The 20,367-nt window shown below is 64.4% G+C and carries 12 protein-coding genes, 2 pseudogenes and 1 other annotated feature; of the genes and pseudogenes, 3 read left to right on the top strand and 11 right to left on the bottom strand.

Going from position 1 to position 20,367, the window contains the following annotated elements; translation table 11 throughout:
• Positions 1-521: 521 nt before the first annotated feature.
• Entirely contained in the window at positions 522-2,429 is a 1,908-nt protein-coding gene (locus AWB79_RS39105) for a zinc ribbon domain-containing protein (protein ID WP_061168292.1), read from the top strand.
• 213 nt (positions 2,430-2,642) lie between these two features.
• Complete coding sequence (locus AWB79_RS15410) at positions 2,643-3,788, top strand: TAXI family TRAP transporter solute-binding subunit (RefSeq protein ID WP_082862374.1); 1,146 nt, start codon at positions 2,643-2,645, stop codon at positions 3,786-3,788.
• 10 nt (positions 3,789-3,798) lie between these two features.
• On the opposite strand, the gene pdxR is transcribed toward AWB79_RS15410, so the two are convergent.
• Genes pdxR through AWB79_RS15395 form a run of 3 tightly spaced genes read right to left on the bottom strand, consistent with a single transcriptional unit; the run spans position 3,799 to position 6,981 of the window.
• Positions 3,799-5,250, bottom strand: coding sequence for a MocR-like pyridoxine biosynthesis transcription factor PdxR (pdxR, locus tag AWB79_RS15405; RefSeq protein WP_061168291.1), 1,452 nt, complete (start codon positions 5,248-5,250; stop codon positions 3,799-3,801).
• A 7-nt stretch (positions 5,251-5,257) separates the two neighbouring features.
• Positions 5,258-5,530, bottom strand: coding sequence for a helix-turn-helix domain-containing protein (locus AWB79_RS15400; protein WP_061168290.1), 273 nt, complete (start codon positions 5,528-5,530; stop codon positions 5,258-5,260).
• A complete protein-coding gene (locus AWB79_RS15395; RefSeq protein WP_061168289.1) occupies positions 5,527-6,981 on the bottom strand; it encodes an aminotransferase-like domain-containing protein in 1,455 nt (484 codons plus the stop codon). Before AWB79_RS15395 ends, AWB79_RS15400 begins: the two co-directional genes overlap by 4 nt.
• Before the next feature lie 150 nt (positions 6,982-7,131).
• Between AWB79_RS15395 and AWB79_RS15390 the strand changes: the two genes are divergently transcribed.
• Positions 7,132-9,447 (top strand): FdhF/YdeP family oxidoreductase, encoded by a 2,316-nt coding sequence (locus tag AWB79_RS15390; protein ID WP_061168288.1) that lies wholly within the window; start codon positions 7,132-7,134, stop codon positions 9,445-9,447.
• 6 nt (positions 9,448-9,453) lie between these two features.
• Here the strand turns inward: AWB79_RS15390 and AWB79_RS15385 are convergent, their stop codons facing one another.
• The 8 genes and pseudogenes from AWB79_RS15385 to AWB79_RS38900 all read right to left on the bottom strand — a co-directional run bounded on the left by AWB79_RS15385 (position 9,454) and on the right by AWB79_RS38900 (position 20,165).
• On the bottom strand, positions 9,454-12,195 hold the full coding sequence (locus AWB79_RS15385) for an MGH1-like glycoside hydrolase domain-containing protein (RefSeq protein ID WP_061168287.1): 2,742 nt from the start codon (positions 12,193-12,195) through the stop codon (positions 9,454-9,456).
• Positions 12,196-12,279: 84 nt separating this feature from the next.
• On the bottom strand, positions 12,280-14,223 hold the full coding sequence (locus AWB79_RS15380; protein WP_061168286.1) for an amylo-alpha-1,6-glucosidase: 1,944 nt from the start codon (positions 14,221-14,223) through the stop codon (positions 12,280-12,282).
• Between the two features lie 258 nt (positions 14,224-14,481).
• Positions 14,482-14,762 (bottom strand): annotated as a pseudogene (locus AWB79_RS38295) (IS3 family transposase); the annotation flags it as partial.
• Positions 14,554-14,670, bottom strand: a sequence feature (AL1L pseudoknot). (Overlaps the previous pseudogene by 117 nt.)
• A 272-nt stretch (positions 14,763-15,034) precedes the next feature.
• Positions 15,035-15,454 carry an OmpA family protein gene (locus AWB79_RS15375; protein ID WP_374728544.1) on the bottom strand — a complete coding sequence of 140 codons (420 nt, stop codon included), beginning with the start codon at positions 15,452-15,454 and terminating at the stop codon, positions 15,035-15,037.
• A gap of 148 nt (positions 15,455-15,602) precedes the next feature.
• On the bottom strand, positions 15,603-16,553 hold the full coding sequence (gene tssJ / locus AWB79_RS40945) for a type VI secretion system lipoprotein TssJ (protein ID WP_332459665.1): 951 nt from the start codon (positions 16,551-16,553) through the stop codon (positions 15,603-15,605).
• A gap of 22 nt (positions 16,554-16,575) precedes the next feature.
• Positions 16,576-17,580, bottom strand: a complete 1,005-nt coding sequence (gene tssG, locus AWB79_RS15365) for a type VI secretion system baseplate subunit TssG (RefSeq protein WP_061168460.1) — start codon at positions 17,578-17,580, stop codon at positions 16,576-16,578.
• Between the two features lie 29 nt (positions 17,581-17,609).
• Positions 17,610-18,653 (bottom strand): annotated as a pseudogene (gene tssF / locus AWB79_RS15360) (type VI secretion system baseplate subunit TssF); the annotation flags it as partial.
• A gap of 525 nt (positions 18,654-19,178) precedes the next feature.
• Positions 19,179-20,165 (bottom strand): TonB family protein, encoded by a 987-nt coding sequence (locus tag AWB79_RS38900; RefSeq protein WP_082862372.1) that lies wholly within the window; start codon positions 20,163-20,165, stop codon positions 19,179-19,181.
• Positions 20,166-20,367 lie beyond the last annotated feature (202 nt).

Raw genomic sequence — 20,367 nt, 5'->3', positions numbered from 1 at the left:
CACCCCGCCCGCGCACGCAAGCCGGCGTTGCGCGGCGCCCACGTTGCGCGTCGCGACGACGTTTCGCTTTGGCATCAGTGGGTTACCGGCCAGTCGCGGGTCCTTGTCGGTTAAGGGCTAAGGATTGGCGGTTCAAAACCGCCTCAGGCGGCCGAAAATGTCAGAAAGATAGTGCGCGAGAGAAGCGCGGCGTGAGCCCGTCCTGCGCTTTCACATCGGCTTCAGGGCCAGAATCCGGACGGCACGATCCGGCAGGAATATGAGGAACCACGAGAATGCAAGGCTGTAGTCGCTCAGGGTCCGGCGACCCCGGGATAGGTGCGAAAGGCAATTGACGTCCGAATGGCATTGAACCATAGTCGGATAGTCGTTTCCCGCCAGCGGTCGTTCGCGCGAGGAAACAATACGAAGGATTGCTGCCGCAGGGACGGTGTCCCCGCGTTGAAGCGCGGCGAATCTGCGCGCAATGGCGGCCACGCGAATCTGGCAACCTCACGCACCTGTCCTTCGAGGGCTCAAGCATGACCACGCGTTTGACGTTTCCTGCCTCCATGTTCTCCGTCGTCTGCCAGCGGTGCGGCAGCACGGTGCGCAAGAACGCCGACAGCTGCCCCAATTGCGGCGCGGATCGCAGCGCCGCGTTTGGCACCGAGCTCGGGGCGCGGGAACCGAAGCGGCAAGCAGACCTGTTCGACCAGATCGACGACGCGCCGATGGCGTCCGCCACGGCGACTTCCACAGCATCCGCTTCCGCCTCCGCATCGGTGGGCGCGGCCGCCAACGAATCCGGGCGCGCCGAGCCGAGTCTGCACACCGGCTGGCCCGCCTGGGACGCGAAACGCGCGAGCGAGCGAATCGCGCAGAGGTCCGCGGAACACCGGGCGCGGCGCCTGGAGGAATCCGCCCGCAACGCCTATACCGATCCGAGCTACGACCCCACCGCCCTGCCCGGCTCCGAGGGCTGGAACCGGAAAAAGACGATCATCGCGACCGCCTGCGCGCTGGTGCTGGCCGCCGGCGCAGCGTTCTATCTGCATCAGGGCAATCCGGACGATGAGGAGCCGGAAGTCGCGTCGTCGACCGAGCATAGCGTTTCGGGCGCGATCGATTCGAAGCTCAATGCGCTTACGCGCGGCGCGACCAGCACTGGCAACGCCGCCGGCGCCCCGGCCAAACCCGGCGCGCCGGCGATCGCGGAGCGGCGCGCCGCGCCCGATACTCACGCGCTGCCGCCCGGCGATCCGCTGCAAGGCGTGCGCACCGCGCTGGATCGGCACGACCTGAACGCCGCGCGCGCACGGCTCAAGGCGCAGCCGGCGCAGCAGCAGACGCGCGCGGAATACGAAGCGCTGAAGGACGAGCTCGTCAAGCGGGAACTGGCGCGGGATGCCGCCCTGCAACTGGCGCGCGCCTGCGAGCGGACTTCCGCCTGGGCCTGCGTGCAGCAGAACGCGGGCGAAGCGCTCGCGCTCGACGGCAGCAACACCGAATCGCAGGGAATGCTCGAACGCGTGATCTCGCACGCTGGCTGGCTCGCGCCGACGGCTTCGGCGGCGCTGGCTCAGAAGACGCCGTCCGCGACATCGACCGCGAACACCGCAGCGCTCGCGCCGGCGCAGGCAAACGTTGCAGCGCCGCCCGCTGCGAAACCAAACGTGTTCGCGCAGAAACGCCCGGCGCAGCGCAACACCGCCGTGCGTCAGCCGGACGACGCGGACGTGGACTACGACTACGGTTCGCCCGCCGAGAAATTCGCGCGCGGCCAGGCCGCGACCAGCGCGATCACCGCCGCTACGATCGGGCCGCTCACCGCGCCCACCACCCCGACGACGATCACGCCGCCCGCGCCCGTTGCGTCGGTGGCCCCGGCCGCGCCTCAGGCGTCGACGCAGCAGTCCATCGTCAGGACGACCCCGGCTCCCGCCCCCGCTGCGCTGCCCGCTCCGGCGGCGCGCAAGCCGTATTACCTCGGCGAGGACGAGCCGCAGGGCGGCGGCGCGCCGCGCACAGCGACTCCGCACGCGCCGTATTACCTCGGCGAGGACCCGCCGGCGCCCGCCCCGGCGCCGCATACGGCCGTGCCGCGTCCACCGCAGTCGAGTCAGAACATGCCGCAGCCCTCGGCTACGACGGGCGCGCAGGCGCCCGCGCCGAGCCCGCCCGTGTCGGCGAGCGCGCAGCCGATCGCCGCGCAGACGGCCGCGCAGACCGCAACCGCGCAGCGTGTGCCGCCGATCGTCGGCCAGTCGCCGGCGCAGGCGAGCGCGTCGAACCGTGGCGCGCAGGCCAACGGCGTCGGCGGATCGCCGCAATTCGCGACGATGTCCGGCAGCGCGCGCCCCGACGCCGACAAGAGCGACGAACTCGAGCGCGCCATCAAGCAGTACGGCTGGAGCGGCGGCGAAACGGCGCCCAAGCCCTCGCGCTGAACCAGTCCGACACGATTAAAAGAATCACGAGACACAGAACAACGAAGCAACCGAGCAGCAACGACAACGACGCACGGCAAACACACGTCACGCGACCCGCGTTGAGCCGCATGTGAGTGACCGGGCATGACCGGATTGCGCGCATTGCGTACGCATCATGTACGCAGAGCGCGAGTTTCACAGCACCCGTCCAACTCCGATTAAGGGTCAATCATGTTCATCACGAAATGCATGCGCAATGCAGCACGGGGCGCGCTCGCGCTGGTAGCCAGCGCCGGACTGATCGGCGCGGGCTCGAGTCAGGCCGCCGATGCGGTGCCGTACAAGATCACGACGGGCCAGGAGCGCGGCACGTACATCCAGATCGGCCAGGATCTGTCGAAGTACGTGGCGGAGCCGGCCGGCATCGAGCTGGAAGTGCTGCCGTCGAAGGGATCGGCGGAAAACGTGCAGCGCATGCGCTACGAACCCGGCGTGAAGTTCGCGCTGGTGCAGTCGGACGTCTACCAGGCGTACATGGACATGGCGACCTCGGGCAACGTCGAGGCGGGCAAGATCATCAAGCCGCTCAGGCTCATCATGCCGCTCTACGACGAGGAAATTTACTTCGTCACGCGCTCGGATTCCCCGATGAAGTACATCCACGAGATCAAGGGCAAGAACATCAGCGTGGGGCCGATCGGCAGCGGCACGGCGCAATCGGCGGAGACGCTGTATCGGCTGATGTTCGGCGAGCCGATCGCCGATGCGAACGAGCAGCATCTCAACAACGAGGATTCCCTCGCGAAGCTGATCGTCGGCAAGATCGATGTGGCGGTGATCGTCGCGGGCCAGCCGGCGAAGCTGTTTCAGGACATGAATCCGGAACTGCTCAAGCAGATCAAGCTGCTGCGCCTCGATACGAGCGCGCCCGAAACCGCGCGCGCCAAGCAGACCTATTTCCCGGCGACGATCCGCACGACGAGCTATCCGAACTGGATCCAGGAAGACACGCCGACGCTCACCGTGAAGGCGTTCCTCGTCACCTACGATTACGGCCTGCGCGGCACGGTGGGCGCGCTGTCGAAGTTCGCCGATTCGCTGTGCACGAACTTCGACACGCTGCAGGCGCAGGGGCATCCGAAGTGGAAGCAGGTGCACCTGGAGTTGCCGCCGCTCACGCGCGGCTGGAAATACTATCCGCCGATGGAAAAGCACCTGCGCGCGTGCATCGCGCAGCGCACGGCGGCGGCAGAGAAGGCGCAGCAGAATTCGACCCGCAAGGTGGCGGTGCGCGGCGATCAGGATGCGACCGACCAGAAGCCCAAGAAGGCGGCCTGTTCCGCGCAGGAAAAGCTGCTGCTGTTGTGCGATCAGTGAGCTTTGCGGGTTAGCGGGCGAGCGTCGGCATGAGCGCCGCGAGACGCGTCATGCCGCGCTCGATCGCGGCGAGTTCCGTGCCGCCGTAGCCCAGCAGCACGCCCTGCTGCGCCGGTTCCCCCGCGTAGAACGGGCGGATGCCATAGATACCGACCGATATCGCGCGCGCCGCCGCGACCACTTCGTCCTCGCGCCACGGCGCGGCGAGACGCGCGACCAGATGGATGCCCGCCGTCGCGGGCAGCGCTTCGAACCACGGCGCGAGATCGTCGGCGAGACGCGCGATCAGCGCCGCGCGCCGTTCGGCATAAGCCTTGTGCATGCGGCGCAGATGCTTCGCGTATTCGCCGTCGAGCATGAACGCGCCGAGCGCCGTCTGCGTGAGCATGCAGCTATGCCAGTCGCAGATCTGCTTCGCGTTCCACAGCGGTTCGGAGAGCGTCGCGGGCGGCACGACATAGCCTAGTCGCAAGTCGGGAAACATCGTCTTCGAGAACGTGCCGACATAGGCGACCAGTCCCGCGCGATCCAGACTCTTCAGCGATTCCACTGGCCGCCCCTCGAAGCGGAACTCGCCGTCGTAGTCGTCCTCGACGATCACCGCGCCGCGCTTGCCCGCCCATTCGAGCAATTCGACGCGCCGGTCGAGGCTCATCGGCATGCCGAGCGGGAACTGGTGCGATGGCGTCACGTAGATGAGCCGCGTGTTGCGCGGCAACTTCGTCACGACGATGCCCTCGCCGTCCACCGGCACATGCGCGATACGCGCGCCAAGCGCCGCGAACAGCGCGCGCGCGGGCGGATAACCCGGCTCCTCGACGGCGACGACATCGCCCGGCTGGATCACGACGCGCGCGAGCAGGTCGAGCGCCTGCTGCGCGCCCTGCGTCACGAGCACGTCCTGCCAGTTGCACGTCACGGCGCGGCTGAACGCGAGATAGCGCGCGATGCCGAGCCGCAATTCCTGCTCGCCGCCCGGATCGCGATAGCTCGCCATGCCGCCGCCCGCTCGCGCCTGCGTGCGCAGCGCGTGATTCAGGCAGCGGCGCCAGGCGTCGTAGGGAAAGAGCGTCTTGTCGGTGACGCCGCCCTTAAAGTCGCAGTCGAGCGTTTCGTGCGCGGGCGGCATCGGCATGGCCATGCGCTCGGGCAGCTTGCGCCAGATGCCGGTCGCGCGGGCGCGCGCGGAGACCGGCTCGGGGCGCGCGGCTGGCAGGCGCGCGAGCCCATCGGCGACGAACGTGCCGTCGCCCGCGCGCGTGCGCAGAAAGCCTTCGGAGATAAGGCGCTCGAACACTTCGAGCGTGGTCTTGCGGGAGACGCCGAGTTGCGCGGCGAGATCGCGGGTGGACGGCAGGCGCGCGTTCGCGGCGAGCCGCCCTTCGATGATGCCCGCACGCAATTGCGCGTAGATCTGGCCGGTCAGGTCGCGGCGGCCATGCAGGGTGATGTGGATGTCCAAGATTGCCTCAGGAGGCCGCTCCGGTTTCCCCGAACACCGCCTCGCAAAGCGCCACGCCCTCTGCCGTCAGCCACGCGCACCCGGCTCCGTCCTCGTCGGTTTGCATCTCGACCAGCCCGCCGTCGCTCAATCCCGCCAGTTGCCGCCGCAACGTGCTCATCGGCAGACCGGACTGCTTCGCGAGCCGGTTGAGCGACCAGTTGCGCCCCGGCGTTTCGAGGCGCGCGCGCCACAGTTGCGTCAGCACGGCGACCAGCGCCGGATCGATGTCATCGCTCATAGACGGTCTCCTTTATTCGATTGCCCGCCGCCCCGCGCACCGATCTCGCCCGCGAGCGCTCCGAGCCGCTGCAGCGCGGCCTCGCTCTGCGCGGTCCACGGATAGCTGTAGTTGAGGCGGATGAAATGGCTGAACGCATTGCGCGTCGAAAACATGTAGCCCGGCCCGATCGTGATGCCGCATTCGAGCGCCGCGCGATAAAGCCGCATCGAATCCACACGCCCAGGCAATTCCACCCATAGCACGTAGCCGCCCTGCGGCGCCGAAATGCGCGTGCCCGCCGGAAAGAAGCGCTCGACCATCGACGACATGATGCGCGCCTGCTGCCGATACAGCTTGCGCACACGCCGCAAATGCCGGTCGTAGCCGTCCTGACGCAGATAATCCGCGATCGCGACCTGCGGCACGGAAGGCGTCGTCAGCGTGTTGAGGAACTTGAGCTTCTCCACCTGCGCGCGATAGCGCCCCGGCATCGCCCAGCCGATCCGGTACGACGCCGTCAGACTCTTCGAGAACGACGCGCAATGCAGCACGAGGCCCTTGGTGTCGAAGTTCTTGAGCGTCGACGGACGCGCCTCGCCGTAATAGAGCTCGTGATAGACGTCGTTTTCGATGACCGGTATGTCATGCGTCGACAGCAGTTCGACGAGCGCGCGCTTTCGCTCATCCGGCATCTGGAACCCCAACGGATTCTGGAAGTTCGGCATCACCATGCACGCCGCGATCCGGCGCCGCGCGATGATCTGCTCGAGCGCCTCGATGTCGATGCCTTCGGCCGGATGCGTCGGCACCTCGATCGCGCGCATGCCGAGGCGCTCGATCGCGTGGAGCATCGCGTAGTAGGTCGGCGATTCGACCGCCACGGTATCGCCCGGTTTCGCGACCGCCTGCAGGCTCAGATTGATCGCCTCGGTCGCGCCGACCGTGATCACGATCTCCTGCGGATCGACCGGCACGCCGTTCTCCGCGTAACGCCGCGCGATCTGGCGGATGAGTTCGGGATTGCCGGGCGGCAGGTCGTCGATCAGATTCCAGGTCGAATGACGCCGCGCGATGGCGTTTGCGTACTGGTTGATGCGCCGCCACGGAAACGGCTCGGGGTCCGGATACGGCGAGCCGAACGGCACGGCGTCGTGCGCGCCGATGCTGCGCAAGGTCGAGAGCACGAGGCGGCTCACGTCGACTTCGGAGGCCACCGCAAGGGCACGACCCGCGCGCTTCGGCTCGGTTTTCAGAGCCTGCGGCTGCGCGCGCACGAAGTAGCCGGACTGGGGGCGCGTCTCCAGAATGCCGCGGCTTTCCAGGATCGCGTATGCGTGCAGCACCGTCTTGATGCTGACGTCGTGCTGCTGGCTCGCCTGCCGCACCGACGCGACCTTCTCGCCCGGCGCGAACACGCCGCGGCGCACAGCTTCCTCGATTTCATCGGCGAGCTTTTCGTATAGCTTCAAGTGGTTTTCGAGTTCCGGTGGCAATGCGTCAAGTCTATGCCAAAACGCCGCAACTGTACTCCTCCGTTTTCGCATTTTCTGTGCGCTCCGCGCATTTCGGAACACAGTAGGATTCGAACATCGCAAGCTGAAAGTGTCATACGCCACGCCATGTTCAAGAAACCAGAAGAGCGCATCGAACCTTATACGCATCCCGCCGCCGGCTGGGGCGCGCTGAAGCAGGTCGCCATCAATCTCGTCAAGGAGAGAGTGGCGGGCGGCAACTACAAGACGCTCTTCAAGCAGAACCAGCCCGATGGCTTCGATTGCCCCGGCTGCGCGTGGCCCGATCGCGAACACGGCTCGACATTCGAATTCTGCGAAAACGGCGTGAAGGCCGTGGCCGCCGAAGCGACGAGCAAGCGCGTGACGCCCGCGTTCTTCGAGGAGCACACGGTCGAATCGCTGATGAGCCAGACCGATTACGAACTGGAGCAGCACGGCCGACTCACCGACCCGCTCGTCTACGATGCGAAGCGCGACCGCTACGTGCCGATCGAATGGGACGACGCCTTCGCGCTGATCGCCTCGCATCTGAAGCAGCTCGACGATCCGGACCGCGCCGCGTTCTACACGTCGGGCCGCGCGAGCAACGAGGCCGCGTTCCTGTATCAGTTGTTCGTGCGCATGTACGGCACCAACAACTTCCCCGACTGCTCGAACATGTGCCACGAAGCGACCAGCCGCGGCCTGCCGCATACGGTGGGCATCGGCAAGGGCACGGTCACGCTCGACGACTTCGAGCACGCCGACACACTCCTGATCTTCGGCCAGAATCCGGCGACGAATCATCCGCGCATGCTCGGAGAATTGCGCGACTGCGCGAAGCGCGGTGCAACCATCGTGTCGATCAATCCGCTGAAGGAGCGTGGCCTCGAACGTTTCGCGAGCCCGCAGCATACGCTCGACATGCTTTCGCCCAAGGGCGTGAAGATCAGTTCGGTGTTCATCCGCCCGAAAGTCGGCGGCGATTTCGCGTTGATCAAGGGCGTGGCGAAGCGCGTGATCGAACTCGATGACGCAGCCGTCGCGAACGGCGCGGAGCGCGTGCTCGACGTCGACTTCATCGCGCAGCACACGGTCGGCTTCGATGCGTTCGCGGACGATCTGCGCGCCGAAAGCTGGGACGCGATCATCGCGGAATCGGGCGTGGAAATGGACGACGTGCTCAGGCTCGCCGACATCTACGCTCAGGGCCGCGCTGTGATCTCGACCTGGGGCATGGGTCTCACGCAGCACAAGAACTCCGTGCCGACGATTCAGATCCTGTCGAACCTGATGATGATGCGCGGCAATATCGGCAAACGCGGCGCGGGGCTCTGCCCGGTGCGCGGCCATTCGAACGTGCAGGGCGACCGCACGGTGGGCATCGAGGAAAAGCCGACGCAAGCGTTCCTCGACAAGCTCGGCGCCGCGTACGATTTCGAGCCGCCGCGCGAGCATGGCTACGACGTCGTCGAAACCATTCACGCGATGCTCGAAGGCAAGGTGAAGGTTTTCATCGGCCTCGGCGGCAATTTCTCGATCGCGACGCCCGACACGCCGCGCACCTGGGAAGCGATGCGCGCGTGCGATCTCACCGTGCACATCACGACGAAACTCAACCGCAGCCATCTCGTGCACGGCCGCGACGCGCTCATTCTGCCGACGCTCGGCCGCACCGAAATCGACCTGCAGCACGGCGTGCCGCAGGGCGTCTCCGTCGAGGATTCGATGAGCATGGTCCACATTTCGTACGGCATGAACAAGCCCGCCTCGCAGAACCTGCTCTCCGAAGTGGCCATCGTCGCGCGCATGGCGCACGCGACGCTGGGTTCATTGAAAGTGGACTGGCGCGCGCATGCCGACGATTACGCGCTGATCCGCGACGGCATCGAGAAAGTGATCGAAGGGTTCGAGCGCTACAACGAACGCCTGAAGCAACCGGGCGGCTTTCATCTGGGCGTGGCGTCGCGCGATCGCGTATGGAAGACGCCGAGCGGCAAGGCGACCTTCATCGTCCACGCGATCGCGTTCGATACGCCGATCCACCGCGCCCGTGCGCTTCACGGCGAGCGCCTGATGACGCTCATGACCACGCGTTCGCACGACCAGTACAACACGACCATCTACGGTCTCGACGATCGTTATCGCGGCGTGTACGGCCAGCGTCATGTGCTGTTCGCGAACCGCGAGGATATCGACATGCTCGGCTTCGAGCCGGGCGAGCTGGTCGATATCACGAGCGTGTGGGACGACGGCGCGGAGCGTCGCGTGAACGGCTTCAAGCTCGTCGAGTACGACATTCCGCGCGGCTGCCTCGGTGCGTATTATCCGGAGACGAATCCGCTCGTGCCGTTGTCGTCGGTCGCGGATGGCGCGGGCACGCCGACATCGAAGTCGATTCCCGTGTTGTTGAGCGCGGCCACGCAGGCGGTGGCCGCCTGATACGCGTCACTTCGCGCCCGCGAACTCCTGAATCTCCGCATCCGCCTCACCCGCGAGCGGCACGACGCCGGACGGTCCCGTCGCGTGCGGCTGAAGCAACAATGCGACGAGCCCGCTCCAGCCCGTCTGATGCGAAGCGCCCACGCCGCGCCCGTTGTCGCCATGAAAGTATTCGTGGAACAGCACGAGATCGCGCGAGCGCGGGTCGGCCTGCAACAGCGGATACGCGCCCATCACCGGGCGCTCGCCGTTCCTGTCGAGCAGAAAGAGTGTGGTCACGCGGCGCGCGAGCTCGTCGGCGATTTGCGCGAGCGTGAACTTCTGCCCCGAGCCCGTCGGATACTCGACGCGGAATTCATCGCCGTAATAGCGATGAAACTCGTGGATCGATTCGATCAGCAGATAGTTCACCGGCATCCACACCGGCCCGCGCCAGTTCGAATTGCCGCCGAACACGCGCGAGTCCGATTCCGCCGGCAGATAGCGGATGCTGAAGCTCTCGCTGTTGTGATAGAAGACGAACGGGTTATCCAGATGCACGCGCGACAGCGCGCGCACGCCGTGATCGGAGAGGAATTCGGTTTCGTCGAGCATGCGCTTCAACAGCGCCTTCATGCGATGCCCGCGCAACAGCGAGAGCAGCACGCTGTTGCCCTTCCCCGCCACGTTCCAGCGCGACACGAGCTTCGACAGGTCGGTGCGATGATCGAGGAACCAGTGCAGGCGCTCGCGCAATTCCGGCAACGAGCGGTACACGGTCGGCTCCAGCACGTGCACGGCGAACAGCGGAATCAGTCCGACGATGGAGCGGATGCGCATCGGGATGTTCGAGCCGTCCGGCAGACGCAGCTTGTCGTAGAAGAATTCGTCCTCGCTGTCCCAGAGGCCGGTGTCGCAGTTATCCTCGCAGCTCACCGCTTCCGCGATATACAGGAAGTGCTCGAAGAACTTCACCGCGATATCGACGAACACCTTGTTCGCGTACGCCAGCTCCACGGCGATGCGCATCAGGTCGAGCGCATAAGCGGCCATCCATGCGGTGCCGTCGGCCTGATCGATGTGGCCGCCCGTCGGCAGCGGCGACGAGCGGTCGAAGATGCCCACGTTGTCCAGCCCGAGAAAGCCGCCCTGGAAGATGTTTTTGCCGTCGGCGTCCTTGCGGTTGACCCACCACGAGAAGTTCAAAAGCAGCTTGTGGAACACCAGTTCCAGAAAGTCGCGATCGCCTTTGCCGGTGATCGCGCGATCGATCTCGTAGACGCGCCACGTCGCCCATGCATGCACCGGTGGATTCGCATCGCTGAAAGCCCATTCGTAGGCGGGCAATTGTCCGTTCGGATGCTGATAGCGGTCCTTCACCAGCAGCAGCAACTGGCGCTTCGCGAACTCCGGATCGATCAGCGCGAACGCGGCGGCATGAAACGCGAGATCCCACGACGCGTACCACGGGTATTCCCACTTGTCCGGCATCGACACGATGTCCGCGTTGCACAGATGCCGCCAGTCCGCGTTGCGTCCGAAGCGGCGCTGCTTCGGCGGCTTCGGCTGCAAGGGATCGCCGTCGAGCCAGCGCTGCACGTCGAACTGATAGTACTGCTTCGACCACAGCATGCCGGCGAGCGCCTGACGCTGCACGAGCCGCTGATCCGCATCGGCGATGTCGTGCTGCAAAGCGCCGTAGAACTCGTCCGCCTCCGCGCGACGTCGCTCGAACAGGCCATCGACATCGAGCGGCGTGCCGTCGTCCGAAGTCGATTCGGGACGCCAGCGCATGTAGACGACTGCCTTTCCGAGCGGCGCCAGTTGCAGACGCGCATGCGCCGCCGCGCGCGTGCCCGTATCGCGGCGAATCGCGTTTTCATCGCCCTGCAGGATGTAGTCGTTGAAGCCGTCCTTGAATGGGCCTTGGTCTTCCGTGTGGAAGAGCCGCTTCGTGTTGGTCTCGTTCTCGCAGAAGATCCATTCGATCCCCGCGGCGTCGGGCGACCACGCGGACACGACGATCGGCTCATGATTGCCCTGCGTCGCGAGCACGTAAGTGCCTTCGCCCTGCACGGTCTCAAGCTTCAGACACGGCTTGATCAGCGTCGTCTTCCAGGACCACGTGTTGCGCGCCCAGAATTGCGGCAGCACGTCGAGCGCGGCGGCCACGTTGGCGCGATTCTCGACCGTCACGCGCATCACGATGTCGTCGGTGGTGTGCTTCGCGTATTCGACATACACGTCGAAATAGCGCTCGTCGTCGAACACGCCGGTGTCGAGCACTTCGTATTCGGGCACATCGGCGCCGCGACGGGCGTTTTCATCGACGAGATCGGCGTAGGGAAATGCCGCATGCGGATACTTGTAGAGCATGCGCATGTACGAATGCGTGGGCGTGCCGTCGAGGTAGAAGTACAGCTCCTTCACGTCCTCGCCGTGATTGCCTTCCTGGTTCGTCAGACCGAAAAGCCGCTCCTTGATGATCGGATCGCAGCCGTTCCACAGCGCCAGCGAGATGCACCAGCTGAGCTTGTCGTCGCCAAAGCCCGCCAGGCCGTCCTCGCCCCAGCGGTATGCCCGGCTGCGCGCGTGATCGTGCGGAAGATATTCCCACGCGGTGCCGAATTCGCTGTAATCCTCGCGCACCGTGCCCCACTGGCGTTCGCTCAGGTATGGCCCCCAGCGCTGCCAGCGCGGGCAATCCTTCGAATGGAGGCGCGAGCCTTCGACGGTATCGAGCTGATTGACGGGGCGCGATTTCGACATGGGCGTCTCCTCGTTTGCGGCGGGCAAGACTCGTAATTTAACGCGTTTGACAGAGGGCCGCGCGCGCCGTGCCCCGGTGCGAACTCAGGCCGCGTCCAGCAGCTTTTCGATGCGCAGCAGCTCCGCGAGCGACCACGCCTGGAACGGCGTGCCGCCGGGCGTGTGAGGGGCGTCGCCATCGGCGACTTCGCTGATGTGATCGAGACCGAAGCGGTCCAGATGCGCGTGCAGCGGCGCGAGAAAGCGCTCGCGCGCGCCCGCCGCGCCATGCACGCGCACCCACGCCTCCACGAACGGGCCGATCAGCCACGGCCACACCGTTCCCTGGTGATACGCGCCATCGCGGTCCAGCACGCCGCCCGCGTAGTGCGGCCTGTAGGCCGGATCGGCGGGTGCGAGCGTGCGCAGGCCGAGCGGCGTGAGAAGCTGCGCTTCGACCTGATCGACGACGGCGCGCGCGATCTCGCCATCGACGAGCGGAAACGGCAGGCCGCCCACCGCGAAAATCTGGTTCGGGCGAATCGAGCGATCGATCTGCCCCGGCGCGTGATCGACATCGACGACATCGAAGAGCGTGTGTGTGCCGGGATCGACGAAGCGTGCGGCGAACGCCTTTCGCGCTTCATCGCGCGGCGCCTGCCAACGCGGATCCCACGCGCTCGCGATGCACAGCGCATTGATCCACAGCGCCTGCACCTCGACCGGCTTGCCGATGCGCGGCGTCACGACCCAGTCGCCGGCTTTGGCGTCCATCCATGTGAGCTGCACGCCGGGCACGCCGGCGCGCAGCAGGCCGTCCGTGTCGGCGGCGATGTTGAAACGCGTGCCGCGCGAATAGCCGTCGAGAATCGCGTCGGCTGCGTGCTGCAGACGGCTGGTGGTCGCGGCGTGCGCGTGGCCCGTCGCCAGATAGTCGTGCACGGCGACGACGAACCACAGCGATGCATCGACTGAGTTGTATTCCGGCAGACCGCCGCTGTCCGGAAAGCGGTTCGGCACCATGCCTTCGGAAATGGTGTCGGCCCATTCGAGCAGGATCGATTCCGCTTCCTGAACGCGCCCCGACGCGAGCAGGAGGCCGCGCATCGAAATGAAAGTGTCGCGGCCCCAGTCGGTGAACCACGGAAAGCCCGCAATGATCGTGCGGCCGACGTTGCGCGTCACGACATACGCGTCCGCCGAGCGCGCGAGCCGCGAGCCGAACGACGCGCGGCGCTCCGCTTCCTTCGACGCCAGCCGCGATGCATGCGCGATCGCGCTGTCTTCGAACGGTTTGTCGTGGCCCGCGTGCGCGTGCAGGATCATGACCGCTTCGCCGCGCGCGAGGTCGAAGGTGAACGCGCCGGGGCTCGCGAGGTCTTCGGTGAAATCGAGGCCGCGCTCGCGTTCGCGCGCGTAGCAGAAATTTCGATACCAGTCGGGCGCGTGATCGTAGGCGCCGTTCGACGTCACGCAGATGGTCGGCAGATCGCCGTAGGGCTGCCATTGCACGCGCTCGCCTTCGAGACTCGCGTCGAATGAAAACGCCGGATTCTCGTGATGCAGCGCGTGATAGTCGCGGCCGGACAGGAGCGGGCGCACGTGCAGCCGCGCGGCTTCGAACGTGGGCGTGGTCGTGCCTTCGAAACGCCAGCGCAGCACGGATTCGCGGATGTCCTTCGCGACGAACGCCTCCGCGACGACGACCGCATCCGCGCCGACGCGAAAGCGCCAGGTGGGCCATGGCTCGGTGTCGAAGGAAAGCAGGCTCGCCGACGCGTCGGGATAGCGCACGTCGGGGGCGTAGTGCTGCATCGTCAGGGGAAAGCGCTGGCCGCTCACGTCGAGCCACGCCTCGATGCCGTTGATGAGCACGACGCGTCCGGCGGGCGGCTGCGTGGCTGCGAGCAGAAGCGCGTGATAGCGCCGCGTGCGCATGGTGCCGACGGTGCCCGAGGCGAAGCCGCCGCACGAATCGGCTTCGAGCCATTCGTCTTCGAGGCGTGCCGCGTCGATGGGCGTCTGATCGCTGCGTTCGATGCGCGTCATGGGGTGGCCTTTTGCGCTTTGCGGTGTCCAGCCGAGGAGCCAGCCGGCTTGGGCTTCTGTGGAATCCTGTATTCGCGTCGATTCAATGGGACTGTTCGTCCCCAAGGCAGTCTATATTCGTCCACCAAAAACCCGCCAAACCCTTGCCTGATAAGCGAGCGAGCCAATTCTAGCAGAAGGCTTCAGAGGCTCGATTCTCACATTTTGGTCATCGTTTGGAGGATCCCGCGAGCTTCCTGCAAATCTGCGAGCGCAGAAGTCATCGCGTTTCGCGCGGGCACACCGCCGCGGCGGATCGCGAAGCTGTGCGGCATGACGCCGGTAGCCTGACGGTGCAATCCGCAAGACCTTGCAGATCGGCTCGACCTCGGAGGTGTCGAGATGCTGACCGATAAGGGCCTTCAGGATTTCAGGCGGCGGTCGAACTCCGCCTGGACGAAAAATGCGCTCGCCAGCCTCAAAATCTCGTTGGCACGGCGCAGTTCCTTAACCTCGCGCTCCGGTGCCTTGAGGCGTTCGCGTTCCGACGTGCTTACGCCTTCTCACCGCTATCGACCCGCGACGGCTCAATTGTCGATCGCACATCACTAGCCGTGCTCAGCGTGTGCGAAATCCGTTGTCGATCGAGCACGTGCACGCGCGCTTCGCGATGCAGATACGCCCGCTGCAGCACCTCATGCTCGACGAACCACAACGCCAGCCGAACTCCGCCGCAAGAGCGTTTAGCTTGGCAAAGTCGGCGTTGATGGGTGCTTTACTCAACGTCATCGGCTGGTTCCGTTGTATTCCGAGTCAGAATTGGCGACGCACTTCAGCGCTTCGCCTTCCCCATGATCGCATCGAGCGATTCACCGATCACGACAATCTCCGTACGCCGATTCTTCGCCTGACCTTCGGGCGTGTCGTTGCTCGCGGCCGGTTTGTCGTACGCAAAACCCTTCGTCGTAATGCGAGAGTCGGCGATGCCGCGCTGCTCCAGCGCGCTGGCCACCGTCTGTGCGCGCGCTTCCGACAACGCCTGGTTATATTCGTGCGTGCCCTTGTTGTCGGTGTGCCCCTCGACGATGACTGATTTCTGGCTGCGCTTGAGCAACACGACCGCGCGTCTGAGTGCCGGCCCCGAATCGGCACGCAGCGCGGACTTGTCGAAATCGAACAGCACACGATCCGGCAAGCGCACTTGCACGCCTTCCTTGATCTGCGTCACCTCAATGCCAACCTGCTGATTCAAGGCGACCTCTTCGTCTCGATTCGGCGCGGTAGCACACGCGGACAACAATGAAACAGACAACGCGCACACGGCGAGGGATACGATGTTTTTCATGCTTTTCTTGCTGAGTGGATAAATGGTTTAGCGCGTGGCTTTGGCCAGAGCAGGCTCACTGCGAGAGCAGCCCGGCGGCGCTTTTGGCGAGACCGCTTGCGGTTGCCTTGGCCTTCGACAGCGCGTCAGCTGCGGCACTGAGTTTCGGCGCGGGGTTGGGTGCCACAGCCTTGCCCGCAGCCGATGCTTTCGACACGCTCGATGACACGGATCCGGCTGATGGTGCCGATGGCACCGTTGTCGGCATGCTGGGTTGCGCGGGCGTCGGTGTCGGTGTCGGTGTCGGCAATGCGGCACCCAAAGCCTGCGGACTATCACTGGCATTGCCCAATGCGGCATCGGGGTTGATCAGTTTGATCGTGCTCTGTACCTTCGACGCACTACTTGCTTCCTTGGCGCTCGCGGTAGCGCTTGCAGAAGTGCCCGACTGCGCCGGCGTGCTTTGCTGTGGCGCATCGCGTTTGACCGGCTTCGGGTTCGCGCCGTCATAGGCGAGCAAATTGCCCTGCACGTGCACCTTGACCGGATCGGTGTCCTTCCACTGCTTCTTCGGAATCAGCAGTTTCCACACACCATCGCTGCTGGGCGAACGGAAGAACGCGACGACGCCCACGTATTCGGCATCTTTGTCCATCGGCTCGCTCACGCTCGCGCTCGATCCCGGACGCATCACGACATCTTTAGTCGCGACGAGATCGGCTTTGAGCAACTCCAGATCGTGGTTCTGCAACTGTACGTATTCGAGTTGCGCGAAGGTCTTCGAATCCTTCAGTTGATAAAGTCTCACCACCGTCGAGAGCGACTGGCCCGACGTTGTTTCATTCGCCGCGGCGCGCGCATCGAGGTCGATGTTCATCGCCTTCACTTGCGTAACGAACGCCCAGTTGTACGCGTCCACGGTGCCATCTTTCGTTGCTTGCCACGCGCCGCAGCCGGAGAGCGTGATGCTCGTAGCGATCGCTGCGGCCGCACCTGCGAGCCAACGGCCGTGCTTCATATCCTGCATATTGATTTCCTGCGTCATGTGTTTATGTTGTCGTGCCATTCCAGCGTCCCAGATGAACGCGTGTGATGCGTGAGTCGCCACCGGATGGTGAGGTCAATTGTGTGGTGAGCCCCAAACTCGTCTGTTTAGGCGCGAGTACCGGTTGAGGCATCAATTCCGGCCGCACGAGCATCTCCAGATACGCCTCGCCCTCGTACCCCAGATAAAACTGCAGCAGCGCCATGATTTCCTGATGCGTGTCGTGGCCCGGCGTCAGATCCAGCACCGTCTCGCGCGTGTCGGGCGTAATGACTACACGCACCACGTTCGAGCGATCGTAAAAGCCGCGCCCGAGCAGACAGTTTTCACCCAGCGCCGCCGGCTCGAAGTCGTTCACCTCGCGCCAGACCGGATAAAACTCCTCCACCGTGATCGAAGCGTCCGGCACCGCGTGCTGCAACACGCCCGCGAGGCCTTCCGCCGTGCGCGTCTTCTGCGCGATGATGCCCAGCATCGACATCAGCTTGCGCGGATCGACGAAGGACTTCGCATCGGGTGCCTGCGTGCTCAGTCCGAGTCCTGCGAAGCCAAGCAGATAGCGCGAAACCGGATCGGTGCCGCCTTCGCGATAACCGACCGGAAACCGATACTTCCGCCACACGCGGTAGAACTGCGTCAGAATTCGGTGATGGAAGAGGTCGAGAAACCCCGCGAGCGACTCCGCGCCGTCGCGGTTCTGCGCCACCTCATCGACGAAATACGACGGCATGCGCGCGTCCACGCCGTACAGACCTAAGAAGCTCGTGCGCACCGATGCAGGCGCGGCAGGATTGTCATCGTTGTGTTCGATCCGATCGATCTCGCGCGTCGGAAACCCGAGCTTGCCGCGCGAGCGAAAGCGTATCGGTTCATTCTTCGGCGAGTCGGTCGTGCCGATGGGCGCGGCATCGGGCGCGGCCAGTTCGATCAGCTCGCAGAAACGAAAGAAGTTCATCTGCGTCGCCTGATCGAGCAGCGCATCGAGTAGCGGACGATCCGGCTGCTGCATGCGCGTGTCGATCAACGTCTCGGGCGCGTTCAAAATGGCGCTCCTTCGCCCTTCGTTTCGGGCCATTCGAGCCGTTTACCCGTCGGTTGCGAGACGATCGCGAGTTTCGTATAGAGATTGATCGTCGCGTACAGACCGAGGAATCGGTTGAGCATGCTGCCGAACAGATGAAGATCACCGTCGCCCGCGAAACGCGTGCTGTCGAGCGTCACGGTGATTTCGACACCACGCATCAAGCCACCCTTCACCAGTTTGGAAAGGGGCCGATGACGCACGTCCGTAATCGCGTTGATGCGCCGACGGTTCAGCTCACCCTCGCTCCAGTCGTAGATGCCAAGCGACCCGCGCAGCATCTCCGCATCCAGCAACGACAGATAATTGGGCGCGAGGTGCGAGAGCACGCGCCACTGAAAACGATCGCCCGTGGGCGGATAAACGGGCAACGTGGGCGAAATCAGATTGCGTACTGCACCGATATTGGTAAACCCGCCGCGCATACGCGTGATGCCTGCTTCTCGCAAGGCTTTGCGTGGCAGCATGCCGTTGGTGCCCGTGACGGACACGGAGAGCTTTTCCTTGGTGAGCGTCGTCGCCTGATCCCATGCGTGACCGCCCAGCGTGATCCACGTGTCGAAGCGTCCTGACGGCCCGCGTCGCATGCGGGTGTGGAAATACCGCTCGGGCATTTCATGACGCAGCATCCCGCCGCGGTGTTTGAACGCGGCGAACGGCACGTATTCGAAGCGCTTGCCCCCTTCGATCCCGTCCACCGTATCGACCGAATACACATCGACCGTCGAGCCGTATTGTTCACGCGCACGCACCCGGTATTCCGTCTCCAGTTGCGTGACGTTCACGGGATCCGCGGCGATCGGGAACAGGTTGATCACCGGCGTGCAGTACAGGCGCACGTTCTCTTCGGTAAAGCGCATGTCATCCGGATAGGGCGTGGCCAGCACGATCTCGACATCGAAATGTTTGACGCCTGCCGGAATCGCACGCATGTCCAGACCGAACAGGTCGATGAACATGAATTTCTCGGGGAACGTGAAGTATTCGAGCAGCAACTGATACCAGCATGCTCATGGCTGGGATGACGCCCGCATTCTGCGCGCGCCAACTCGGACACACGGTGGAGATGTTCTTGCGGACCTACGCGAAGTGGATCGACGGCAGTCAGAACGATATGGAGATGGCAACACTCGAGAATGCGCTCACGGGCCCATTGACTTCGTCCCGCCCCGCCATTCATTCGTAACCTTCGCCGCGCAGGCCCATAAGACGCCTGTGCGCATCACGCACGGGTGCGTCAATGGGAATCTCCGCGACCGATGAGCCCCTGAAACCTCGGTTAGACACCTTTACACCGGCGACTTCCGGCCAGGAAGGGGCGTTTGTAAAGAGGACGCCGCGGACGGTCAACCGTCGGATGTGGGCCGGCCAGCGGACACTCGCCTGTCGCATCGATCCACAGTAAACTTGGACTGCCAGTCGCCTCGTGGGCTTCCCTCGCACCTCCTTGCGATGAAAACGATGGCGAATCGCGGCGACCTCGGGCGCGTTGAGGTCGCCTGATCTTCAGTTCGACCTTCATCGGACTACCCTCCAGCTGGCCGTAGCGGGATCGTGAAGCGATCGGGCGCCTTGCCGTCGATGTCGACAGGCATCGGGGCTGAGCGCTGGACCGCGCGCAACACGGCCTGATCCCACTGCTCGTTGCCGCTCGAGCGGATGATTGTCGCGGAAAGGAGCGTGCCGGACGGCGAGCAGCGCACCGAGACGATCGTTTCAAGCCCCGCGGTTTCGCCGGACCACACGATATTCGGGCGAACGCGCCGCTGAATCTTTTCCGAGTAGCCAGGACTTGTAGAGTCGGCCCCGGCTGCTGCAGGAATAGGCGGAACACTCTTCCCCTCCGCACTTCGAAGCGCCGCTATCTCGGCGCGCGTTTTGTCGTCGCCGAACTCCCCTAGTACCTTGATTTCCTTGCCTTCCGGGCTCACCAAGACGTATGGATTCCATGATCCATGGCCTTCCATGTATCTGTGCTGGCTCGTCACTAGATAGCCCGCGTATTTACCGCGCTGGACAACCGCGAAGCCATTGCCGCTTGTAACAAACCGCTCGCGACCGCCTTGCACCGGAACGGCATGAATCGCTTCGGAGGTAGCCCATGCTGCCGTGTTGAAATAGAGCGTCGAGCCATCCGGAGAAAACTTAAGTGAGTTGATGCCAGAAATCTCGTTCTCCGGTTGGGCCGAATGCGTTGCTGTAACGATCTTCCTGAGCGCGTGGTCGGAGATGCGAATCACATACACGTCGCGCAGAGGCCCGCTACCCGTAATCTCCGAGTTCTCCCGTTCGCCTGGGCGCAGGCGCGTAAAGGCAATCAGATTGCCATCCGGAGAAATCGCCGGGCTCCCGTCGGCCCCCGTCTCCGTGAGCACTTCGGTCGCGCCTGAGGCGTGGCGATAGACAAGGTTGCCGTACTGGACAACGACGGATTGAGCGTGCGAGGCCGCAGAGAGCAAGAACGCGATCAGTGCGGCTGCGATCGCTATCAGTTTGAATGGATTGTTCATCATGGTGGTCCTCGCCTTGTTTTGAAATCCCGCCTGGAACGCGCAGAATTATCTCGCGGAAATCTGGCCGCCAAAAGCGCAAAACGCCTTTTCCTTCCGGCGCCTTTTCAGTTCAATGAGGATAATGAGTCGACCCTGAACAATCCTCAAAGCCTTATGCGACAAGGCGTTGTGCTCCAAACCATGTTGAGCGAATTGCAGGAAG

The organism is Caballeronia hypogeia, from assembly GCF_001544875.2.
GTDB lineage: Bacteria > Pseudomonadota > Gammaproteobacteria > Burkholderiales > Burkholderiaceae > Caballeronia > Caballeronia hypogeia.
This window is presented reverse-complemented; position numbering and strand designations above follow the sequence as displayed.

What these genes read in the sequence shown, in the direction of transcription:
- AWB79_RS39105 (WP_061168292.1), top strand. Translation starts at nt 522, where the DNA reads ATGACCACGCGTTTGACGTTTCCTGCCTCCATGTTCTCCGTCGTCTGC.
- AWB79_RS15410 (WP_082862374.1), top strand. Translation starts at nt 2,643, where the DNA reads ATGTTCATCACGAAATGCATGCGCAATGCAGCACGGGGCGCGCTCGCG.
- AWB79_RS15400 (WP_061168290.1), bottom strand. Translation starts at nt 5,530, where the DNA reads ATGAGCGATGACATCGATCCGGCGCTGGTCGCCGTGCTGACGCAACTG.
- AWB79_RS15390 (WP_061168288.1), top strand. Translation starts at nt 7,132, where the DNA reads ATGTTCAAGAAACCAGAAGAGCGCATCGAACCTTATACGCATCCCGCC.
- AWB79_RS15385 (WP_061168287.1), bottom strand. Translation starts at nt 12,195, where the DNA reads ATGTCGAAATCGCGCCCCGTCAATCAGCTCGATACCGTCGAAGGCTCG.
- AWB79_RS15380 (WP_061168286.1), bottom strand. Translation starts at nt 14,223, where the DNA reads ATGACGCGCATCGAACGCAGCGATCAGACGCCCATCGACGCGGCACGC.
- tssJ (WP_332459665.1), bottom strand. Translation starts at nt 16,553, where the DNA reads ATGCAGGATATGAAGCACGGCCGTTGGCTCGCAGGTGCGGCCGCAGCG.
- tssG (WP_061168460.1), bottom strand. Translation starts at nt 17,580, where the DNA reads ATGCAGCAGCCGGATCGTCCGCTACTCGATGCGCTGCTCGATCAGGCG.
- AWB79_RS38900 (WP_082862372.1), bottom strand. Translation starts at nt 20,165, where the DNA reads ATGATGAACAATCCATTCAAACTGATAGCGATCGCAGCCGCACTGATC.